This is a genomic window from Nocardia sp. NPDC050435, assembly GCF_040655395.1.
Taxonomy (GTDB): domain Bacteria; phylum Actinomycetota; class Actinomycetes; order Mycobacteriales; family Mycobacteriaceae; genus Nocardia.
The window spans coordinates 209,130-227,849 of record NZ_JBFAJW010000012.1; the positions used below are offsets into that span (position 1 = coordinate 209,130).

The window sequence follows — 18,720 nt, forward strand, 5'->3', positions numbered from 1 at the left end:
TGATTCGCTGGAGATGATGTCCAAGCGTCCGGGCATCTGGATCGCTGGGCATATAGTCGATCCCGTGGATGTCCTGTCTGATTCGCTGGCCGCGATGCGCACCGGCCAGCCGCGCTCGGCGCGCACCGAGGCCCGCGCCCCGTGGGGCCTGCGCTTCCGCGCGGTGACCGGCACGACCTTTCATGTCGTGACCCAGGGCACCTGCTGGTTGCTGTCCGGCCGCGATACCGCCCCGCTCGCGCTGGGGCCCGGCGATGTGGTCTTCCTGCGGACCGGCAGCGCGCACGCGCTCGCCGACCACCCCGCGACGCCGCAGGTCGACTTCGTCCCCGAACGCCTCGACCCGTCCGCCACCATCGGTCAGGTGCGCCTGGACGGCCCCGGCGCGCAGGCGGTATTGCTGTGCGGGGCATACGAACTCGACCGCACCCGCGCGCATCCGCTGATGAACGAACTGCCCGAGGTGGTGCACCTGCCCGCACGCGCGGGCAAGCACACCGAGCTGCGCAATCTCGTCGATCTGCTCGCCACCGAGCTGGACACCGAGCGCCCGGGCAGCGATGGCATCGTGCCCGCGCTGATCGACGCCATGCTGCTCTACATCCTGCGCGCCTGGCTCGACGAGCGCTCCGCCGACGCCGCCACCGAGACGGGATGGGCGCTGGCACTGCGTGATCCGGCCATCGGGCGGGCCCTGCAAAGCATCCACGCCCGCCCCGCCGACCCCTGGACCGTCCAGGAACTCGCCACCCACGCGGGCCTGTCGCGATCGGTGTTCGCCCAGCGCTTCACCGATCTGGTCGGCGAACCCCCGCTGACCTACCTGGGCTGGTGGCGCATGACCACCGCGGGCCGCCTGCTCCGCGAAACCGACGCCCCGCTCAGCGCCATCGCCCGGCGCGTCGGCTACACCTCCGAATTCGCCTTCGCCAAGGCCTTCAAACGCGAATACGGTACGCCCCCGGGCCGATTCCGCCGTCCCGCGTAACGAGGGTCCGCGGCGGGCGGCTGTCGGCGCAGCGCCAGGACGACGAGGGCGGCGAGAGCGCAGGCCAGAACGACCGGCGGCAGGAAGGCACCGGCCTGGTCGGCGGCGCGCGCCAGCGGGTTGGCCAGGCCGAGCCGGTCCAGGCCCCAGCCGAGCGCGGCGGCGATCACCAGCACCCCCGCCCCGGCGCGCAGACCCGGCTGGGCGCGGGTGCCGGCCAGCACCAGCAGCGGCGGAAGGGCCAGGGCGACCAGCAGCAGCTGAACCGCCTCGATACCGAGATTGAAACCGAGGACGCTGAGCGCGAGCTGCCCGGTGGACAGGTTCAGCTCGGCGAGGGTGAAGGAGAACGCCATGCCGTGCACGAGCCCGAAGCTCCCGGCGACCACGGCCTCGCGGCCCGGGAACAGCGGGCGCACGGCATGCGCGCCGCCGATGAGAATGGTTGCGGCGATGAGGGTTTCGACCGGCGCGGCGGGCAGTTGCAGGCGAGTCAGGGCGCTGACCACGAGTGCGACCGAATGCCCGGCGGTGAACGCGAGGGTGACCGCGAACAGGTGGCGCACGGCGCGCCGCCGGCGCGTGTCGGGCCGCCAGCGGCCCGATTCGGCGATCAGCACGGCCGGCAGCAGCAGCGTGAACAGGAACAGCAGATGGTCGGTGCCCTCGAGAATGTGATGGCCGCCGAGCACGACCATTGCGGTGAAGCCGCGCCAGACGCCCGCGTCGGCGAGATCCACCGCCAGCGGCGCCACGGTCAGGGCGGCGTCGGCGCGCAGGACGCCGATCTGGCGGGCCGCGTGGCTGGTGCCGACCTGCCCGGCCGCCCAATCCTGCCGGACCGAGACCACCGCGATATGGGTGCCGATCGCGTGCAGGACCGCGTCGTAGCCGAGGGTGAACCGGCGCACCTCGGCCCCGGGCGGTGGCGTCAGTACCGCGTGCGCGCGGATTTCCCTGGTGGAGCCGAGCACCGCGGGATCGGCGTATTCCGTACGTACGTCACCGATCTCGACGGTCCAGGGCACGCCGTCGGGCGTCACCGGTCGCAGGTGATTGCGCAGATAGCTCGCCACCCCGGCGGCGTCCGCGGCCGATAGGCTCGGCCGCAGGTCGACCTCGATCCCGCTGGCCTCGGCCAGATTGATCGCCGGAATCGACAACTCGGCCCCGATCGACGCCTCGCCCACCTCGAGCTGGATCGTCGTGCCCGGCATCGGATGCGGTTGTGCGGCAGCGGGATCGGTGCACAGCGCGAACAACGCGCAGCCCAGGACCAGCAGCGCCCGGTGTAGCGTTCGTGTCACGCGTCCAGGATGGGCGTCCAGCGAGCACTCTCGAATCGGTCGAACGACCTATCTTCGCCGCTCTCACCCCACGGTCCGACTTCCATGTCATACCAGGGGGTTACAGCCGACGATAATTCCGCCGATAGCGTCGAGATCGTCTCCGACTCAGCTTCAGGAAGATCTATGACGACACCTGCCGTGATTCCCGAGTCCGTTCCCCGGCCGCCGCGGCGCGGCGCCGACGGCGATTACGCCCGTCTGCTACGCCGGATCTCCGCGGCGGGGCTGATGGAGCGCCGTCCCGGCTACTACGTGGTCCGGCTCGGGCTGGTCGGGGCCGCGTTCGTCGCGGGCTGGGCCGCGTTCGTCGTCGTCGGCGACTCCTGGTGGACGCTGCTGGTCGCGGCGTTCCTAGCCGTCGCCTTCGCTCAGGTCGCGCTCGTCATGCACGATGTCGCGCATCGGCAGGTCTTCCGGTTGCGCCGCCCCACCGAACTGGCCGGGCGGGTGGTGGGCAACGCCGGTATCGGCCTGGGTTACGGCTGGTGGCAGGACAAGCACACCCGCCACCACGCCAACCCGAACCACGAGGACCTCGATCCCGATGTCGCGCCCGACATCCTGGTCTGGTCGCAGCGTCAGGCCCGGGCCAGCCGCGGCCTGGCCCGGCTGATCGGGCGGGCGCAGGCGTACCTGTTCTTTCCGCTGCTGCTGCTGGAGGGGCTGAATCTGCACGTGGCCGGGGTGCGGGCGCTGCGCAACCGGTCGGTCAAGCATCGCGCGCTCGAGGGCGCGCTGCTGTTCGCCCACTTCGCCGCCTATCTGGCCGCGCTGTTCGTGGTGCTCTCGCCGGACAAGGCGCTGGTGTTCCTGGCCGTGCACCAGGGCCTGTTCGGGCTGTACATGGGGTGCATCTTCGCGCCCAACCACAAGGGCATGCCGACCCTGACCGGCGACGAACGCCCCGACTATCTGCGCCGCCAGGTCCTGACCTCGCGCAATGTTCGCGGCGGTGTGCTGACCGATCTGGCGCTGGGCGGGCTGAACTATCAGATCGAGCACCACCTGTTTCCGAGCATGCCGACCCCGAATCTGCGTCGCGCGCAGGTGATCGTGCGCGACTACTGCGCCGAGATCGGCGTGCCCTATCACGAAACCGGTTTGCTCGCCTCCTACCGGGAGGCGCTGCGCCACCTACACCACGTCGGCGTCCCCCTGCGCTCCGCCGACGGGCACCGCGACCGGTGAGCCGGGCTCGCGGCGCGGAACGGTGGCCACCGCGAGCACGCACAGGATCGCCACCGCGAAGCAGGCCAGCGTGTACCAGAGGTTGCCGAGCGGATCACCGTTGGCGGTGACGCCGTGTTCGGCGGCGAAGAAGTCCGGCAGCGCCGAAATCCACAGCAGCGCCATCACCGCCAGATACACCACGCTGTAGATCTGGACGAAGCGGTTGCGGTACGGCGGCTCGGCGGGCGGATCCTGGCGCAGGGACCGCCACTGCCGGGTGAGCACCACGACCGCGACCACACTGACCACGACCAGCTCGGCGGCATAGAGGAACCCGCGCACCGGGGTGCTGCCGGCGCCGAGCACGGTCGCGGGAATCGGCAGGATCGCGGTGCCCAGCGAGGCCAGCACGCCGATGACCACGGTCCGCCAGAGCAGTTGCGGCCCGGTGAAATGCTGCCCGGCCGCGACGTGGCGCCCGACGAACCATTGCACGCACAGCGCCAGCGACATCGGCCACAGCGCCGCGAACACCACCACGCTGGGCAGGGGCACCGCGTCGAACATGGGCTGGTTCATCGGGTTGTCGACCGACCACTCCCACCAGCGCAGCTGCGGGCCCAGATGATCGAAGATCTCGTAGAACCCGTGGTGGACGAAACCGACGCAGGCCGCGCCGACCAGCACGCCGTAGCGCCCGAATACGCCCAGCATGCGCACGATCTCATAGGCCAGCGTCGCCATGAACGGATAGATCGCGACGATGTAGAGCGGTAGCCGCCCCCACAGGAAATCGACGGTGAACACGTTGTGGACGAACATCGTGTCGACGTGTTCGGCGATGCCGAACTCCTGCGGGAAATACAGCGGCGGTTCGATGATGAACAGGTAGGCGGTGGCGCCGAACCACAGCACCAGGTTGGTCGGATCGCCGTGGCGGCGCAGCCGCACGATCGCGTAGATCAGCGCGAGCACCGCGCCCACCACGACGGTCAGCTCGAGCACCGGCAACGTCCAGTTCTCCAGCGCGAACGGATTGCGAAACTCGACCAGCCCGCCCGCTTCGGCGCACGAAAAGCCCAGGGCCTGCGACAGTTCCGCGAAGGTGGGTCCACATCCGGCAGCCATCACCGCACCTCCCGCGTCGCGGCGGTGTACCAGTGCGAGACGTCGTAGCCCTCGTCGAAGCGCCGGAACCAGACATCGGCCAGCGCGGGCAGCTGCTCGTGATCGGGATTGTGCTTGGGCATCTGGCTGCGGATGATGCCCGCCAGCGCGACCAGTTGCTCACGCAGCGGCAGATCGTCGAAGGCGCGCGGCATCGGGCCGTTGTCCTGGGCGCGCAGCCACGGCAGCAGCCGGCGCAGCTGCTGTTTACGGCGGTAGGTGGCGTGCATGGCCATCGCGTCGACCTGCCGATCGGCCAGCGGCACATGCTCGTTGAAGCCCTCGTTGGCGATCCGGATGACGCGCAGCACGTGGGCGAAGATCGAGGGCGCCTGCCGCATCCGGTAGAGGTCGCTGCCGACCACGTGATCGAAGATGATCAGCGCCGAACTGCGGTGCTCGACCTCTTCGACGAAATGCCAGATGAACAGCGAGGCGACGCGATCGTCGCCCGGCTGGAACAGGGTGGCGTCGTTGTCGAGCATCAGCTTGAACACCGGGGTGAAGGTGGCCTCGAGATCGGCGGTGTAGGCCAGCCGGTAGGCCAGCGAGGTCTGGGTGGTGAGGCGGTCGAATTCCGCGATCACCTGGTTGTAGGTGTCCTGCAGTCCGGGGTAGGCCCGGATCAGTCCGTTGACGTGCTGGCGGTGGGCGGTGGAGTGCTGGCCCTCCTGGCGCACGAACGCGTCGGCTTCCGCGGCGACCTCGGGGTCGCTGATCTTCGGCATGGCCTCGCGGATCATGTTGACGATCATCTTCTCGAAGCCGATCGCCAGCAGCGAGACCGCGTTGGCCATGGCCGAGAAGGCCGGATTCTGTTCGTTCCACAGGAACGGCACGTCGTAGTCGGCGAACGCGAAGCGCATCTTTCGGACTTGCAGGTCGGTCATACCGGACACCATACACACGCGTGTATGAATGTATGATACGAATCGAAATCACTGACCGGAACTGCGAAAACACCGCGTACGGAACCTCTGGTACCGTCTGGCCGGTGGCAGGCAGGCGCGGGTGGGGCGGCAATCCACCGAACAGCGACCAGGAGGCGGTCGACCGAATCGTCGGCACCGCCATCGAATTGACGAGCCGCACCGGCTCGGCGGTCGGCATCTCCGACATCGCCGAGGCGCTCGGGGTCATCCGGCAGACGGTCTACCGCTATTTCCCCAGCACCGACGCGCTGATGCGCGCCGTCGCGCTCGCCTCGGTCGCGGAATTCCTGGATCGGCTCACCGAGCACGTCGCCGGCATCCACGATCCCGCCGACGCCATGACCGAGGGCGTGGTGTTCACCCTGGCCGAGGTCAGCCGCACGCCGCATCTGGGCTGGCTGGTCTCGAGCGCCTACGCCCACGTCGATCCCGGCAGCCTGGTCTCGCAAGAGGCGCAGAACTTCGGTATGCAGATGATCCGGCGCTTCGATGTCGACTGGGAGAGTTACGGATACGACGAGGCGTCGCTGCGCGAGCTCGTGGAGTTCTGCCTGCGCACCCAGCAGTCGTTCTTCGCCGCGCCGGGCAATCCGCGGCGCAGCGACGACGAGCTGCGGCGTTACCTGCGCCGCTGGATGGGGTCGGCGATCCTGGCCCAGGCGAACTAGCTAGCGGAAGTCGGGGTAGTCCTGCACCCAGTGGAAACCGCGGCTGCGCAACGGGAAACTGTTCGGGTCCAGCTCCTCGAGGGTGATCACCACCGGGCGATCGCGCAGCGTGCCGTGTAACAGCAAGCGGCCCTTGCCGGTTCGCTCGCTGGTCAGCGTCGCCAGCACGGTTCCCTGCGGGGTGGCGAGCTCGAGTCGCCCGCCGGCGGCGAAGCTGGCGCGCGCGGGGACCAGTTCGCCGTTCATCCGCTGATAGGTGGCGCTGGCGGGGGCGTCGAAAACGAGTCGCTGCCAGCGATTCTCGTCGGTGGTCAGGGGCGGCAGCGGCTGCCCGTCGAGGCTGAATTCGCGCACCTGCCAGATGCCGTAGAGCTCGGACTTCGGGCGAGCGGCGCCGGCCTGCTCGTGCCAGACGATCCAGCGGTCGATGCCGCCGCCCAGGGCGATCCAGAGGCCGAGGGCCACCTGTATCCAGACCGCGGCCCGGTTGCGGCGTCGGTCGGCGAACAGTGCGGGAATCGTTGCCGCCCAAGCACGTTGGCGCAGGAAAACATCGAGCAGGCCGCGCAGGTGCGGGGCGAGCACTAGGGTGCCGAGCGCGAGCAGATGCAGGGCGAGCAGCTTCTCGGGAATATCGAAGGTCAGGTTCGTCAGCAGCACCTGGGCCATGCAGGTCATGCTCGCCAGCGCGCCCAGCACCGCCGTCCGGGGCACGAACAGCAAGAGCCCGGCCGCGACTTCGGCCGCGCCGAGGGCCATTTCGTAGGGATAGGAGCTGCCGATCTGCAACCACAGCACCGAGGCCGGGCTGAATTCGCCGTAGGGCTGCAGGAGTTGGGCCAGGGCGGGCGCGGGCATTTGGGTGGGGATCAGTTTGGCGAAACCGAAACTCAGCATCTGCCCGCCCAGCAGGACCCGGGCGAACAGCAGCACCCACGCCGGCAGGCGCGGATGTGCCCGCCGATCCACGGCGCTCCACACGGCGGTGGCCACGGCCGCGGCGACCAGCATGCAGAACGCCAGCACCCACGCCGCCGCCTGATCACCCGCCCCGGAGTCCAGGCGCAGGACGGCGTCGACGCCGAAGACCGTGCGCCCGACCCAGCCGGTGATCGGGTCGGTCAGCGCGGCGGTCCACAGCCCGGGGCGGAACACCCGCCCCAGCGGGCCCAGCAGCGGAAACAGCACCCAGGCGATCAGCAGGGCGTAGAGGGCGAAGTAGAGCAGGCAGAACCGGAACGCGATCTGCGCCAGTGTGATTCGGCCGGTGCCGGCCTCGGGCCGGGTCACTGGCGCATCCTCGGATCCGCGCTGGGATCGGCGTACCGGGCCGGGCAGCCCTGCTCGGCGGCCTCGGGACGGAGCTCGTAATGCCAGGGTTCGTTGTCATAGATCTGGCACAACCCGTAGGCGGCGCCGTGTCGCGACAGCCACGCCGTGGCCGCGCTCGGCCCGAGGTCCACGGCCTCGCCCGAGACGTGCGCGGAGGTGGCCGGGGTGGCGACCCAGCGGGCCGCGGCCTGCTCCGAGCCGTACTTCCAGACCGCCTCGCGCAGCAGTTGCCGCTGATATTCCGGCGTGCGCCAGCCGCTGTTGACGACGAACGCGATGCCCTCGGCGGCGGCGTCGGTGGCGGCGCGGCGCAAAGCGGCCAGCAGGTCCGGGTCGAGGTTGGCCACCGACTCGGCGTCGTCGTCGAAGATCGTCGTGCCGGTGGGCGTGGGGCCGAAGGCGGAGGCGGACAGGGCCGTCAGGGAGTGATAGGCCGCGACGCCGGCGAGCGGTGCGCCGAGGATCAGCAGCGCGGCCAGCAGGCGGGCCGGGTGTCGGTGATTCATACGGTGCAGTCAATGCGAACCGGCGTTGCCTGCTCGTATGCGATTTTTGATACAGCGGCGATAGCCGGGCCCCGCGGCTCGGTGCGCGCGGAGCCCGGCCCGGATCAGCCGCCGAGTGTGCCGGCCAGGAACGGCCAGGACCGCTTCAGGTCGTCCTCCCAGTAGCCCCAGGAATGGGTGCCGACCGGTCGATCGTCGAAGGTGACCGGAATGTTCAGCTCGGTGAGCCGGTCGACGAGATTGACCGTGCAGTACCGGATCGCGGCCTCGATCGGGCCGCCGAACGCGATCTGGACCGGCAGCGGGATCCGGCCGTCCTGCACGCGCGGGTCGGCCGGGGTGTCGTGCGGTGCGCCGGGGACGCCGTTACCGGTGCTGAGGTAGAGGGCGGTGCCGCGCAACCGATCGGCGTGCACGAGCGGATCGTTCTCGCGCCAGCGCGGGCCGCTGCGCGGGCCCCACATGTTCTCCACGCTCTGCCCGCCGCCCCAGTTCTCCACGGTGATGCGCACGAACTCCTGGCCGACCGGGTCGGAGGTCTGCGCGCAGCCGCTGTAGGAGGCCACGCTCTTCCAGAAACCCGGTTTGGCGATGGCCAGGTTCAGCACCGAGGTGCCGCTCATGGAAACCCCGACCAGCGCGCGATTCTGGTTCGACCCCAGGAAGGCCTCGATCACCGGCGGCAGCTCCTCGTTGAGGAAGGTCTGCCACTTGTTGAAACCGAGCACGGCGTCGGTGCGGTCCCAGTCGGTGTAGTAGGAGTTGCTGCCGCCGATCGGCGTCACCACGTTGACGTCCTTGCCGCGCAGGAAATCCGCGACATCGGTCTGGGCGTCCCAGCCGCTGCGGTTCGGGCCGCCGCCGGACCCGTTGAGCAGATACATGATCGGCCGGGGTGTGCTGCGATCGGCGGCGCGCAGCACCTGCAGCTCGATCGGGCGGTTCATGGCGGGGGAGAACACCATGACGGTCTGCTGGCGATCGCCGGTGTCCTGCACCGAGACCACGTGCGCCGCACCGGGTTCCGCGACGGCGGGACCACCCGTGGTGAGCAGGCCCGCGGCGGTCAGGGCGGCGGCCAGTACAGCGCGGGAGATGGCGGTCCGGATCGGTCGTTGCGCTATCACGTATCCCTCTCGTGTTCCGTTCGGCGGCACTGGGGCCGCGATTCGGTGTCCAGGAGAGGGTTCGTGCCGCGTGGCGCGGGGGTTTGGTCGGGGCGAGGAACAGCGGCCAGGCGGCGGATCATCCGCCGAACGGGTGGGTGGCGGCTTCGGTGGGGAGTGGTTGCTGCAGATCGGCGCGCAGGCCGTCGAGGCAGATGTGGAGCAGGCGCTGCCACAGGTGCGGGCGGGATCGGTCGGTGCACTGGACGGCGTGGCCCAGTGAGACCAGCAGCAGCAGTAGATCGTCGGTGCTCACGCCGGGGCGCAGTGCGTCTTCGGCGCGGGCTCGCAGTTGGTCGATGACCAGGCGGAGGCGGCCGAGGCCGTCGGGGTCGGGCACCGGCACGGCGAGTGCGAAGTGTTCCATGATCGCGCGGTGGTGTGCGTAGCCGGTCAGCGCCTGCTGGTAGAAGTCGGTCAGTGCCGCCCAGGGATCCTCGGCCTCGGCGGCCGCCGTGCGCGCGGACTCGGCCCAGTTCGTGAAGTCCTTGCGCAACACCGTCTGTACGAGCTCTTCCTTGGTCGGGAAGTGCCGGTACAGGGTGCCCATGCCGACCTGGCTGCGGCGGGCGATCTCGCGGACATCGACCGCGGTGCCCTGCTCGGCCAGTACCGCCGAGGCGGCCTCGATGATCGCCTCGCGGTTGCGGATGGCGTCGGCTCGGGGTGCGCGGGTGCGGCTCTCGGTCATGCCGGACAGCATATCTTCTAAGCGGAGCAGCTGCTCCGCTCTGTGTTAGCGTGGAGGAGCAACTGCTCCGGATAGTGAAGAGAGACAACATGTCCGATCCGTCCACGGCCGCCACACACCACGCCGACGCCCCTGACATCACCGACTGGAACGCTGGGATCATCGCCGAGGTCCGGGCCAACGCCGGATACGCGCGCTGGAGCACCGCGGCCGAATTCGCCGCAGGCCGCCCGGTCCCGCCCCGTATCCCCGGTCTCTACGACGAGCACCCGGGCATGCCGCTGATCCTGGTGCACCACACCGGAGCCAAGTCCGGACGTGCGCGGATCAGCCCGCTGTTCTATCAACCGGTCGGCGACGATTGGGCTGTCTTCGCCACGCACGGTGGCAGTCCGCGCGATCCGGCGTGGTACCGCAACCTCACGGCGAATCCGCGGATCACCGTCGAGACCGGCGCCGAAACAGTGCCTGCCCTGGCCCGGGTCACCGAAGGTGCTGAGCGCGAACGGATCTGGGCGAAGCAAGTCGCGGTGGTTCCGAAATTCGCGGAGTTCCAAGCGGCCGCGGGCCGGCAGATCCCGGTCGTCGTGCTGGAGCGAGTCACCGGGGATTAGGTCGGCGACTGAGTAGTGCGGGCCCGAAAGCTAGGGGGCGCAGGTTCCGGCAGGATGGTGGGGTGCGGGATCCGGGAATCAATCGGCCGACGCGCTGCCTGATCGCGGTGGGGGTGCTGGCTGTCGCGACTGTCGGCGCTGCGTGCGTTGCGCCCTCGACTCGGGATCGGTGCACCGAGCCGCCCGCTGTCGAGGTCGTGCGCGACGCCGCCGGCGCGAGTGTCGATGCGGTGATGATCGGCGCTCACCATACGTGCGACGGCGCGATCGTGGAGGGACTGCGTCTGGCGCCTCGCTATTGGCCGCCGAGCAGCCCGGCGCTTCGCGGGGGTGGCCCGCTCGAGGTGACCGTATCGTCGGACTTGGACCGTTTGGACGGAAGGTATTTCGCCAAATCCGGGCCGAGCGCCGGTGACGGAGTGGACGCGCGTTTCCAGGCGCTCGGCGACGGCCGGTTCGGTGTCGAAGCGCCTGCGATTCCGGGCTGCTGGCTTCTGCGCATGAATGTCGGTGTCGGCTGGGCGGTGCTGGTCGCGGTCGGCGACTCCGCGGCACCGTGTCCGCCGCCGGACGCCGATTTCGCCTGAGCGCGCTACGAGGTGTCGGCCGAGGGCTCCGAACTGTAAATGAGCTCACCGGCGTCGCCCGAGCACCGTTCGCGCCGCCGCGGCACAGCAGAATGTGCACGGTGAGTGTGGATACGGAGATTCTGGACTGGGTCGGGCAGCATCGCTCACCCGCGGTGACGGCGGCTGCGCGCGGGGCGATGGATCTCGGGATGAGTGACGCGGTGGTGCTCGGGGTCGCGCTGGCCGGGCTGGTGGTCGTGGCCGTGCGCCGGTGGTGGTGGCAGGCGATCGCGCTCGGGGCGGCGGTGCTGGGGGCGCAGGCGGTGGCCCGGGCGTTGAAGGAGCTGATTCAGCGGCCACGCCCGGCCGGGGAGCTGACGATCGTTCAGGTGGGGGCGTTTTCGATGCCCTCGACGGTGGCGGCGATGACCGCGGCGGGCGCGGTGGTCGGGTATCTGGTGGTGTCCTGGCCCGGCGCGTATCGAGGGTGGGTGCTCGGTGCGATCGTCGCCGTCCTGATCGGGATCGGTGCTGCGATGGTCTATCTGGGGGCGCACTGGCCGACGGATCTGCTGGTCGGGTGGGCGGTCGGCGCGGTGGTCGGGGTGGTGGTGCTGTGGGTGGTGCGCGGTGTCGCGCGGCGCTTGCCGGTGCGGCGCGGCGGGGCGCGACCTGCGTGAGGTCGGCACGGCGCCTCCACATTTTCTCCACGGGTGCCCGATTAGATCGGATGCGGTAGGAATGGCTGCGGCTACCGGTCTCCGGAGGTCGCCTCGACTGATGGAGAACGCATGTCCGAGACCCCGGCCGACGAGAGCCCGGATTCGGTGCGCCCCAAACGGAAACGGCCGCCGGTGCAGTCGATCCGGCGGCTATCGGTGCGGGTGCCGGAGAGTGCGGGTGGGGCGAATGGGGTTGCGGGGCAGGATGACTCCGAGGCCGCATCGGTGAGTCCGGCTGTGAACGGGAGCGGTGAATCGGTGCCGGTCGCCGTTGGATCGAAAGTGGGAGGGGAGTCGGCCGGGAACCCGGTGCGCGCCTCGGCGGTCGCGGAGACAACGGCGGACAGCCCGACCGCTCGGGTCGCGGCTCGAACGACAGGGCAAGGTTCTCGGCGGTATCCGACGACCAAACCCCCGCTGCCGGCTCCGTCGCTGGCGATGCGAATTCCGTTGCCCTCGGGTGCGTTCGCGGCGTCAGCGGGCGCGGGTGTCGCGGCGGCCGTGTCGATTCCGCTGGATCGTCCCGGTATCGGCTGGCTGATCGCCGGAGTCGCCATCGCGGGTGCGATCTACACGGTCGATCGGCGGGCACGGACGTCGAGCACGGCGGGCGAATCGTCCGGTGCGCCCGAGACAGTGGCTCCGCTGCGACGCTGGGGCGCCCTCTGGTGGACGGTGCTGGCGCTGGGCCTGTTGGCGGTCGGCGCGGTGCGGGCCGCGGGGTGGCTGTTCGTGCTGTGCCTGCTGGGCGCGGGGCTGGCGATGTCGCTGGCGGTGCAGCCGCGCTCGCGCCGCGGGCTGGGGTTCGACATGTTCGCGGTGCCGGTGCGGGCGGCGATGGCGGTGCCGTGGCTGTATCACGGGGTGCGGCGCTTGCAGGGCAGCCGGGCCTCGGCCTCGCAGCGCCTGGGCTGGTCGGTGCTGGCCACGGTCGCGCTGCTGCTGGTGTTCGTGCCGTTGCTGGCCGGTGCGGACGCGGTGTTCGCGCGGCTGATCGCCGGGGCCACCCCGGCCATGGACGGCGGGTCGATGGTGCGGTGGGTGTTCCTGTTCACCGTGGCGGGGCTCGCCGTGGCCGGGGCGCTGTATCTCCTGGCCGCTCCGGCCGCCGGTGGCGAGGCGAATTCGGTTGCGGCGCAACTGGTGCGCAAGCGCTGGACGCCGCTGGAGTGGGGTCTGCCGCTGGGCGCACTGACCGCATTGTTCGCGGTGTTCGTGGCCACCCAGCTCGCGGTGCTCTTCGGCGGCAACGGCTATGTGCAGCGCACCGCCGAGCTGACCTACGCGGAGTACGCGCGCGGCGGGTTCTGGCAGCTCTCGATCGTCAGCATGCTGACCCTCGGCGTCATCGCCGCCGTGCAGTCCTGGGCGGCCCAGGACTCGGCGGGGGAGCGGCGCTGGCTGCGCCTGGCGGTGGCGGTGCTCAGCGTGCTCACCCTGGTGATCGTCGCCTCCGCCGTGCACCGCATGTGGACCTACCAGCAGGCCTACGGTTTCACGGTGCTGCGCCTGCTGGTCGAGGTGTTCGAGGTGTGGATCGGCCTGATCTATCTGCTGGTGCTCGCCAGTCTGGTTCGCCTGCGCCGCCACTGGATTCCGCGCGCCGCCGCCGGTTCGGCCGCCGCCACCCTGCTGGCCCTGGCGTGGGTGAACCCGGAAGCCCTGATCGCCGATCGCAACATCGACCGCTGGCTGAGCGGCGCCACCGTCGAAACGACCGACGGCCGCCAGGTCAAACCCGCGCTCGATCTCGAGTATCTCGGCAGACTCTCCCCGGACGCTCTTCCCGCCACCGAGCGCCTGCCCGCGGACTGGCGAGACCGCATCGCCACCGCGATCCGCGCGGATCTCGACGAGGATTCCTGGCAGGGCTGGAACCGGTCGCGCGCGAACGCCCGCTGACCTCAGTTCCCGTGCGGGTCGTTGCTGTTGAGCACGGCCACCACCTGCTCGTAGTCGCCGCGCGCTTCGCCATAGCGCAGGAATTTGACGTTCTCGACCTGGATTTCGGTGGCGTCGGGCTGGGTGGCGAGCAGGTGCATCACCTCGTCGGCGAAGTCGTCGAGCGGCATCGCCCAGGCGCTGTCCTGCTGGCCGGGCATGAGTTCGGTGCGCACGGCGGGCGGCTCGAGCTCGACCACCGAGACCGTGGTGCCGGCCAGTTGCAGCCGCAGTGATTCGCTGAGCATGTGGATGGCGGCCTTGGTCGCGTTGTAGGTGGGTGTGACTTTCAGCGGCGCGAAAGCCAAGCCGGAGGACACCGTGATGATGGTCGAATCCGGCTGTGCGGCAAGGTGTTCGATGAACGCGGCGATGAGCCGGATGGGGCCGAGCAGGTTGGTGGTGACGGTGGCCTCGGCGGTGTCGAGGAAGCCCGCGGGGGTGTGCCAGTCCTCGACGCGCATGATCCCGGCCATGGTGACCAGCACGTTGAGTTCGGGATACTTGCCGAGCACCTCGGCGGCGGCCTCGGCGATGCTGCCCGGGTCGGTGGTGTCGATTCGCACGGTGCCGATCCCGGGGTGGTCGGCGGCGATGCGGTCCAGCAGCTCCCGGCGGCGGCCGCCGACGATCACGGTGTTGCCCGCGGCCTGCCAGCGCAGCGCCAACGCCAGCCCGATGCCGCTGGTGGCGCCGGGAATGAAGAGGGTGTTTCCGTCGATGTTCATGCCTCCACCCTCACACCGGGCACGGGAAGGTAAAAGCGGACTCGCCAGCCAGGGATCGGCGATCCCTGGCTGTGGTGGGGCCGCGCGGCCATGGTGGGGACATGCATCATGAACAGGTGGATCGCGCACAGTTGGCGGCGTTTCTGCGCCGCCGCCGGGAGAGCCTGCAACCGGCCGACGTCGGGCTCGCGGGCGGTCCGCGGCGGCGCACGCCCGGTCTGCGCCGGGAAGAGGTGGCCGGCCTGGCGGGCATGTCGCCCGACTATTACGGCCGCCTCGAACAGCGCCGCGGCCCGCAGCCGAGTCCGCAGATCCTCGACGCCCTGGCTCGCGCGCTGCGCCTGACCGGGGACGAACGCGATTACCTGCACCGCGTCGCCGGGCACAATCCACCGCCGCGCACCGGTACCGGCGCCTATGTCGCTCCGGCGCTGCTGCGCGTGTTCGACCGGCTCGCCGATACCCCGGCCATGATCCTCACCCAGGTGGCGGAGGTGCTGGTGCAGAACGACCCCGCCCGCGCCCTGCTGGGCGAGCGCACCCGCTACACCGGTCTGGACCGCAGCGACATCTACCGCTGGTTCGCCCACCCCGGCACCGAACGCCGTTGGTATCCCGAGGACGATCACCCGCGCCAGAGCCGCGCGCACGTCGCCTCGTTGCGGGCCGCGTACGCCGCTCAGGGACCGGACGGGCCCGCCCACCGGATCGTGCGGGCCCTGCATCCGCGCAGCGCCGAGTTCCGCGATCTGTGGGAACGCCACGAGGTCGCCGTCCGGTTCACCGACCACAAGGTCATCCTGCACCCGCAGATCGGTCCGATCGAGGTCGACTGCCAGGTGCTGTTCACCGAAGACCAATCGCAGGCGCTCCTGGTGCTGACCGCACCGCCCGGCACCGAGGACGCCGACAAACTGCGGCTCGCCGCCGTCCTGGGCCATCAGCAATTCGCGCGATAGCGCTATCGGGCTCCGAACAGCGGCAAACACTCCGTCAGCCCGCTCACTCGCACGGGCAGGCTGCGCCGCGCCGCCCAGCGCTCGCGAGTCAGTCGTAATCGGTGCAATACCACGGGCTTTGCGCGCACGGCGTGCCGCTCCAGCCCGTCCGGTTCATAGCCGAGTTTGCGCGACACTGCGAGCGAGGCCGCGTTGTCCTCGAAGGCGCCCGAGGTCGCCGCGACCGCCCCGAGGCGCTCGAAGGCCAATTCCAGCACCGCGGCCCGCATCTCGGTTCCCAGCCCCTGACCGTGGTGCGCGAGGCCCAGCCACGACCCCGTGCCCACCTCGCCGCACACCCCGAAATCCCGTGCACTCAGCGATTGCGTGCCGACCACCGCGCCGTCGCGCAGCGCGACGAGGTTCAGCGTCCAGGCGGTGGCCTGCCACTCGGCCCAGCAGCGCCAATGCCATTGCAGGACCGCCCGGGCCCGCTCCGGCGGCTCCGCGTCGGTCCACTGCGCCGTGAACGGCTGCACCGCCGGATCGTGGACGCCGGAGGCCGACAGCGCGGCCAGCGCACCCAGGTGCGCCGGCTCCGGCAGGCGCAGCTCCAGGCGTGGGGTGCGCACCCGCAGCCCGGCCGGTGGCCAATGCGTCATCAGGCTCATGGCCGACATCATGGCAATCTCGGCTCGGGCCGCGCCAACGGTTTCGGTGGCGCGTTACCGCGTGCGCGGTTGTCGGTTGTCGTCGCTACAGTGGCCGCTGTTCGGAAAACGGAGGAAGGTCGCGGGGTGTTGTACGAATTCGAGGAGATCGATGACGAATTCGCGGACATTTCGGAGCTGCTGAGCGAACTCACCGCCGCCGACGGGGCGGCCCGCGCACGAGCCCTGGACAGCCTGGAAATCCAGCTGGGACACGACGATTGGAGTTACGACGACGATTGGTGCTCCGATGACGAGCGCCTGGCGGCGATGTGCGCGCCGGTCCTGCTCGAGCTGGCGGTGCGCCCGCACTGGCCGGACCGGCTGCGGCTGCTGCGCCTGACGGCGATGCTGGTGGGCGACGACGCCTCCGCCGCCGACGGCGCGATTCTCGCCTCGGCGAGCCGGGCCGAAGTCGGCCGCGCCGCCGACGCGGTGCTGCCGAGCCTGCTGCCCCTGCTCGGCGACACCGACGCCGAAGTCCGCTCCGCCACCCTCGAACTGCTCGCGGTCTGCGGCGACGAGCGCAACCTGCTGATTCCCGCATTACAGGCGCGGTACGCGGCCGACACCGAATCGCGGATCCGCCTCCAGATCCTCGATGTGCTGGACGTCGTCGCGCGCCGGCGACCGGAACACGCGGCGGCCCTGCGTCTTCCGCAGTGGCTCACCCGCTTACTGCACACCGCGGCCGCGCCGCAGGATCGACTCTCGGCCCTGAGCCACCTGCTGGCCTTGGAACCGCGGGCCCTACCGGGAGCCGTGGTGCCCGTGGTGCTGGCCGCCGCGCGCGAACTGGTGCGCGGCGGCGCGATCGAGCACCATCCCGACGCGCCGGTCCGGGATATCTACCTGCGGTTGGATTCGCGGCCCGATGAGCAACTCGCCCTCGTCGAAGCCCTGTTCGCGCTCGACGACTCCGATATCCGGGCCCTGGCCTGCTATCTGGCCGAGCGACTGATCAGCACCTGGCGCACGGAATACCCGCGGTTGCTGGAATGCCTCGCCGACCAGCTGAGCGATCCCGAGACCTGGCGGCCCGCGGCCGAGGCGCTGGCCCGCCTGGGCACCGCGGCCGCGCCGGTGGCCGACCGGATCCTCGAGCAACTCGAGCGCTGCCGCCGGATCACCGAGTGGGATGACCCGGCGGTGCTGCCGGTCCAGTTACCGTGGCTGACCATCGACACCGCGACACCGACGCTGAGCGGGCCCGGCCCCATGCTGCGGGCGGCCGCGAACACCGGCGACCCGCGCGCGCTGCCCGCCGTGCGCTGGGCGCTCACCCTGGACCGGACACCGTGGGGGCTCGACACTCTGCTGGCACCCCTGGGTGCGCACGCGGTCGAGCTGGTGCCGCTGATCCGCGAGCGGATGCGGCACGCGCACGCGCATCGCAGCGATCCCTTCCTGGATGTGCGCTACTACCAATTGGCCTGCGCCCTGGGGCAGCTCGGCCCCGCCGCCGCGGCCGCGGCTGCCGACATCGTCGCCGTGCTGGACGACCGCAGCGCGAGCCTGGTCGAGGTGCTGGGCCGCTTCGGGGTGGATGCGCGGTCCACGATGCCGGAGGTGCGCCGCTACCTGGAGCACGATCGTCTCGCGGTGCGCCTGCGCGCCGCGGTGACCCTGTGGCAGTTCACCGGTGATCCCGCGCCGGTGCTGCCGCAGCTGGACGCGGCGCTGTCGGACTACGAGGAGACGATCCCGGCCAGCGAACTGCGGCTGCGCGCCATGACCGCCGCCGGTGAGCTCGGTTTCGCGGCGGCCCCGTGCGCTCCGGCACTGCGACGGCTCATCGCGGAAGACCTCGGCCCGCGCACCACCGTCGCCGCGGCGGCGGCGCTCTGGCGGGTGACCGGCGAACCGGAACCGACGGTCACCCTGCTGCTCGGAGTGTGCGGCCGGCCCGAACCCGACCCCGCGGAATGGCCGCAGCGCGGAGCCCAGCGGCATTGGCGCACGGTCGCCGCGGAATGCTTCGCCGAAATCGGCCCCGCCGCCGGGCTCGCCGCCTCGCTGCTCGCCGCCGAACTCGCCGCACCACGCCGCCGCTGCGACAGCGTGCCCGCCGACGAGGAACTGCGCCGCGCCTGCCGCGACGCACTGGACGCGGTCCGCACCGGTTAGCCCACCCCGGCTTCCGGAACGCCGGTGGCGCTCGCGACCGCCAGGCAGACCGGATGGCCCGCCGGATCGATCAGCACCCGAAACCGTTGCCCGCCAGGCTGTTCGGCGGCCAGCACGGCACCGAGATCGAGCAGCAGGCGCTCGGCCCGAGGCAGATCTTCGACGCGGAAATCGAGGTGCAGGCGGCGCGCGGCCGCAGCGTCGGGCCACTGCGGCGGCCGGTGGTTCGCGACGCGCTGGAAATCCAGGCGCACGTCCAGAGCGCTGGTGAGAACGACGAAATCCGGTGTAGCCGAACGCAGTTCACCGCCGAGGAAGCCCTGGTAGAAGCGGGCCAGCCGAACCGGGTCGGGGCAGTCGATGGTCACGGCGAAAAGACGGGCGATGCTGGGCATCTACCCA

Annotated in this window: 19 protein-coding genes; 9 read left to right on the forward strand and 10 right to left on the reverse strand. The window is 70.5% G+C overall.

The features are described from left to right. Nucleotides 1–64 precede the first annotated feature (64 nt). A complete protein-coding gene (locus AB0I43_RS32595) occupies nucleotides 65–988 on the forward strand; it encodes an AraC family transcriptional regulator (protein ID WP_356976533.1) in 924 nt (307 codons plus the stop codon). Here AB0I43_RS32595 and AB0I43_RS32600 read toward each other — a convergent pair. Continuing rightward, the gene (locus AB0I43_RS32600; RefSeq protein WP_356976535.1) at nucleotides 907–2,295 is read right to left on the reverse strand and encodes a HupE/UreJ family protein; all 1,389 of its coding nucleotides are present in this window, start codon (nucleotides 2,293–2,295) and stop codon (nucleotides 907–909) included. The two genes, AB0I43_RS32595 and AB0I43_RS32600, sit on opposite strands and share 82 nt — an antisense overlap. 165 nt (nucleotides 2,296–2,460) lie before the next feature. Between AB0I43_RS32600 and AB0I43_RS32605 the strand changes: the two genes are divergently transcribed. Next, entirely contained in the window at nucleotides 2,461–3,525 is a 1,065-nt protein-coding gene (locus AB0I43_RS32605; RefSeq protein WP_356976536.1) for an acyl-CoA desaturase, read from the forward strand. Here the strand turns inward: AB0I43_RS32605 and AB0I43_RS32610 are convergent. After that, entirely contained in the window at nucleotides 3,472–4,635 is a 1,164-nt protein-coding gene (locus tag AB0I43_RS32610) for a hypothetical protein (protein WP_356976537.1), read from the reverse strand. The genes AB0I43_RS32605 and AB0I43_RS32610 overlap by 54 nt on opposite strands. Beyond that, a complete protein-coding gene (locus tag AB0I43_RS32615; RefSeq protein ID WP_356976539.1) occupies nucleotides 4,635–5,564 on the reverse strand; it encodes a metal-dependent hydrolase in 930 nt (309 codons plus the stop codon). The genes AB0I43_RS32610 and AB0I43_RS32615 overlap by 1 nt, the downstream gene beginning before the upstream one ends. A gap of 104 nt (nucleotides 5,565–5,668) precedes the next feature. Here AB0I43_RS32615 and AB0I43_RS32620 point away from each other — a divergent pair, with 104 nt between their 5' ends. After that, entirely contained in the window at nucleotides 5,669–6,274 is a 606-nt protein-coding gene (locus AB0I43_RS32620) for a TetR/AcrR family transcriptional regulator (RefSeq protein ID WP_356976541.1), read from the forward strand. Here AB0I43_RS32620 and AB0I43_RS32625 read toward each other — a convergent pair whose 3' ends face one another. The 4 genes from AB0I43_RS32625 to AB0I43_RS32640 form a co-directional block, all read right to left on the reverse strand. Continuing rightward, the gene (locus tag AB0I43_RS32625; protein ID WP_356976543.1) at nucleotides 6,275–7,564 is read right to left on the reverse strand and encodes a DoxX family protein; all 1,290 of its coding nucleotides are present in this window, start codon (nucleotides 7,562–7,564) and stop codon (nucleotides 6,275–6,277) included. Beyond that, on the reverse strand, nucleotides 7,561–8,112 hold the full coding sequence (locus tag AB0I43_RS32630; RefSeq protein WP_356976545.1) for a M15 family metallopeptidase: 552 nt from the start codon (nucleotides 8,110–8,112) through the stop codon (nucleotides 7,561–7,563). Before AB0I43_RS32630 ends, AB0I43_RS32625 begins: the two co-directional genes overlap by 4 nt. 104 nt (nucleotides 8,113–8,216) lie before the next feature. After that, nucleotides 8,217–9,239, reverse strand: a complete 1,023-nt coding sequence (locus AB0I43_RS32635) for an alpha/beta hydrolase family protein (RefSeq protein WP_356976547.1) — start codon at nucleotides 9,237–9,239, stop codon at nucleotides 8,217–8,219. Between the two features lie 118 nt (nucleotides 9,240–9,357). Continuing rightward, complete coding sequence (locus AB0I43_RS32640; RefSeq protein ID WP_356976549.1) at nucleotides 9,358–9,969, reverse strand: helix-turn-helix domain-containing protein; 612 nt, start codon at nucleotides 9,967–9,969, stop codon at nucleotides 9,358–9,360. 89 nt (nucleotides 9,970–10,058) lie between these two features. On the opposite strand from AB0I43_RS32640, the gene AB0I43_RS32645 reads away from it, so the two are divergent. The 4 genes from AB0I43_RS32645 to AB0I43_RS32660 all read left to right on the forward strand — a co-directional run bounded on the left by AB0I43_RS32645 (nucleotide 10,059) and on the right by AB0I43_RS32660 (nucleotide 13,776). Further along, nucleotides 10,059–10,583: a nitroreductase/quinone reductase family protein gene (locus AB0I43_RS32645; protein WP_356976550.1), complete on the forward strand. Its 525-nt coding sequence runs from the start codon at nucleotides 10,059–10,061 to the stop codon at nucleotides 10,581–10,583. Between the two features lie 62 nt (nucleotides 10,584–10,645). Continuing rightward, the gene (locus AB0I43_RS32650; RefSeq protein WP_356976552.1) at nucleotides 10,646–11,170 is read left to right on the forward strand and encodes a hypothetical protein; all 525 of its coding nucleotides are present in this window, start codon (nucleotides 10,646–10,648) and stop codon (nucleotides 11,168–11,170) included. 101 nt (nucleotides 11,171–11,271) lie between these two features. Beyond that, nucleotides 11,272–11,832 (forward strand): phosphatase PAP2 family protein, encoded by a 561-nt coding sequence (locus AB0I43_RS32655; protein ID WP_356976554.1) that lies wholly within the window; start codon nucleotides 11,272–11,274, stop codon nucleotides 11,830–11,832. 480 nt (nucleotides 11,833–12,312) lie between these two features. After that, nucleotides 12,313–13,776, forward strand: a complete 1,464-nt coding sequence (locus AB0I43_RS32660) for a DUF4173 domain-containing protein (protein ID WP_357433223.1) — start codon at nucleotides 12,313–12,315, stop codon at nucleotides 13,774–13,776. 2 nt (nucleotides 13,777–13,778) lie between these two features. Here the strand turns inward: AB0I43_RS32660 and AB0I43_RS32665 are convergent, their stop codons facing one another. Beyond that, nucleotides 13,779–14,543 carry an SDR family NAD(P)-dependent oxidoreductase gene (locus tag AB0I43_RS32665; protein ID WP_357433225.1) on the reverse strand — a complete coding sequence of 255 codons (765 nt, stop codon included), beginning with the start codon at nucleotides 14,541–14,543 and terminating at the stop codon, nucleotides 13,779–13,781. A gap of 116 nt (nucleotides 14,544–14,659) precedes the next feature. Here AB0I43_RS32665 and AB0I43_RS32670 point away from each other — a divergent pair, with 116 nt between their 5' ends. Beyond that, complete coding sequence (locus tag AB0I43_RS32670; RefSeq protein ID WP_357433260.1) at nucleotides 14,660–15,502, forward strand: helix-turn-helix transcriptional regulator; 843 nt, start codon at nucleotides 14,660–14,662, stop codon at nucleotides 15,500–15,502. Nucleotides 15,503–15,504: 2 nt separating this feature from the next. Here AB0I43_RS32670 and AB0I43_RS32675 read toward each other — a convergent pair whose 3' ends face one another. Beyond that, the gene (locus AB0I43_RS32675; protein ID WP_357433227.1) at nucleotides 15,505–16,152 is read right to left on the reverse strand and encodes a GNAT family protein; all 648 of its coding nucleotides are present in this window, start codon (nucleotides 16,150–16,152) and stop codon (nucleotides 15,505–15,507) included. Between the two features lie 126 nt (nucleotides 16,153–16,278). Between AB0I43_RS32675 and AB0I43_RS32680 the strand changes: the two genes are divergently transcribed. Then, nucleotides 16,279–18,318 carry a hypothetical protein gene (locus tag AB0I43_RS32680; protein ID WP_357433229.1) on the forward strand — a complete coding sequence of 680 codons (2,040 nt, stop codon included), beginning with the start codon at nucleotides 16,279–16,281 and terminating at the stop codon, nucleotides 18,316–18,318. Here AB0I43_RS32680 and AB0I43_RS32685 read toward each other — a convergent pair. After that, nucleotides 18,315–18,713, reverse strand: a complete 399-nt coding sequence (locus AB0I43_RS32685; RefSeq protein WP_357433230.1) for a VOC family protein — start codon at nucleotides 18,711–18,713, stop codon at nucleotides 18,315–18,317. The two genes, AB0I43_RS32680 and AB0I43_RS32685, sit on opposite strands and share 4 nt — an antisense overlap. Between the last annotated feature and the right edge of the window lie 7 nt (nucleotides 18,714–18,720).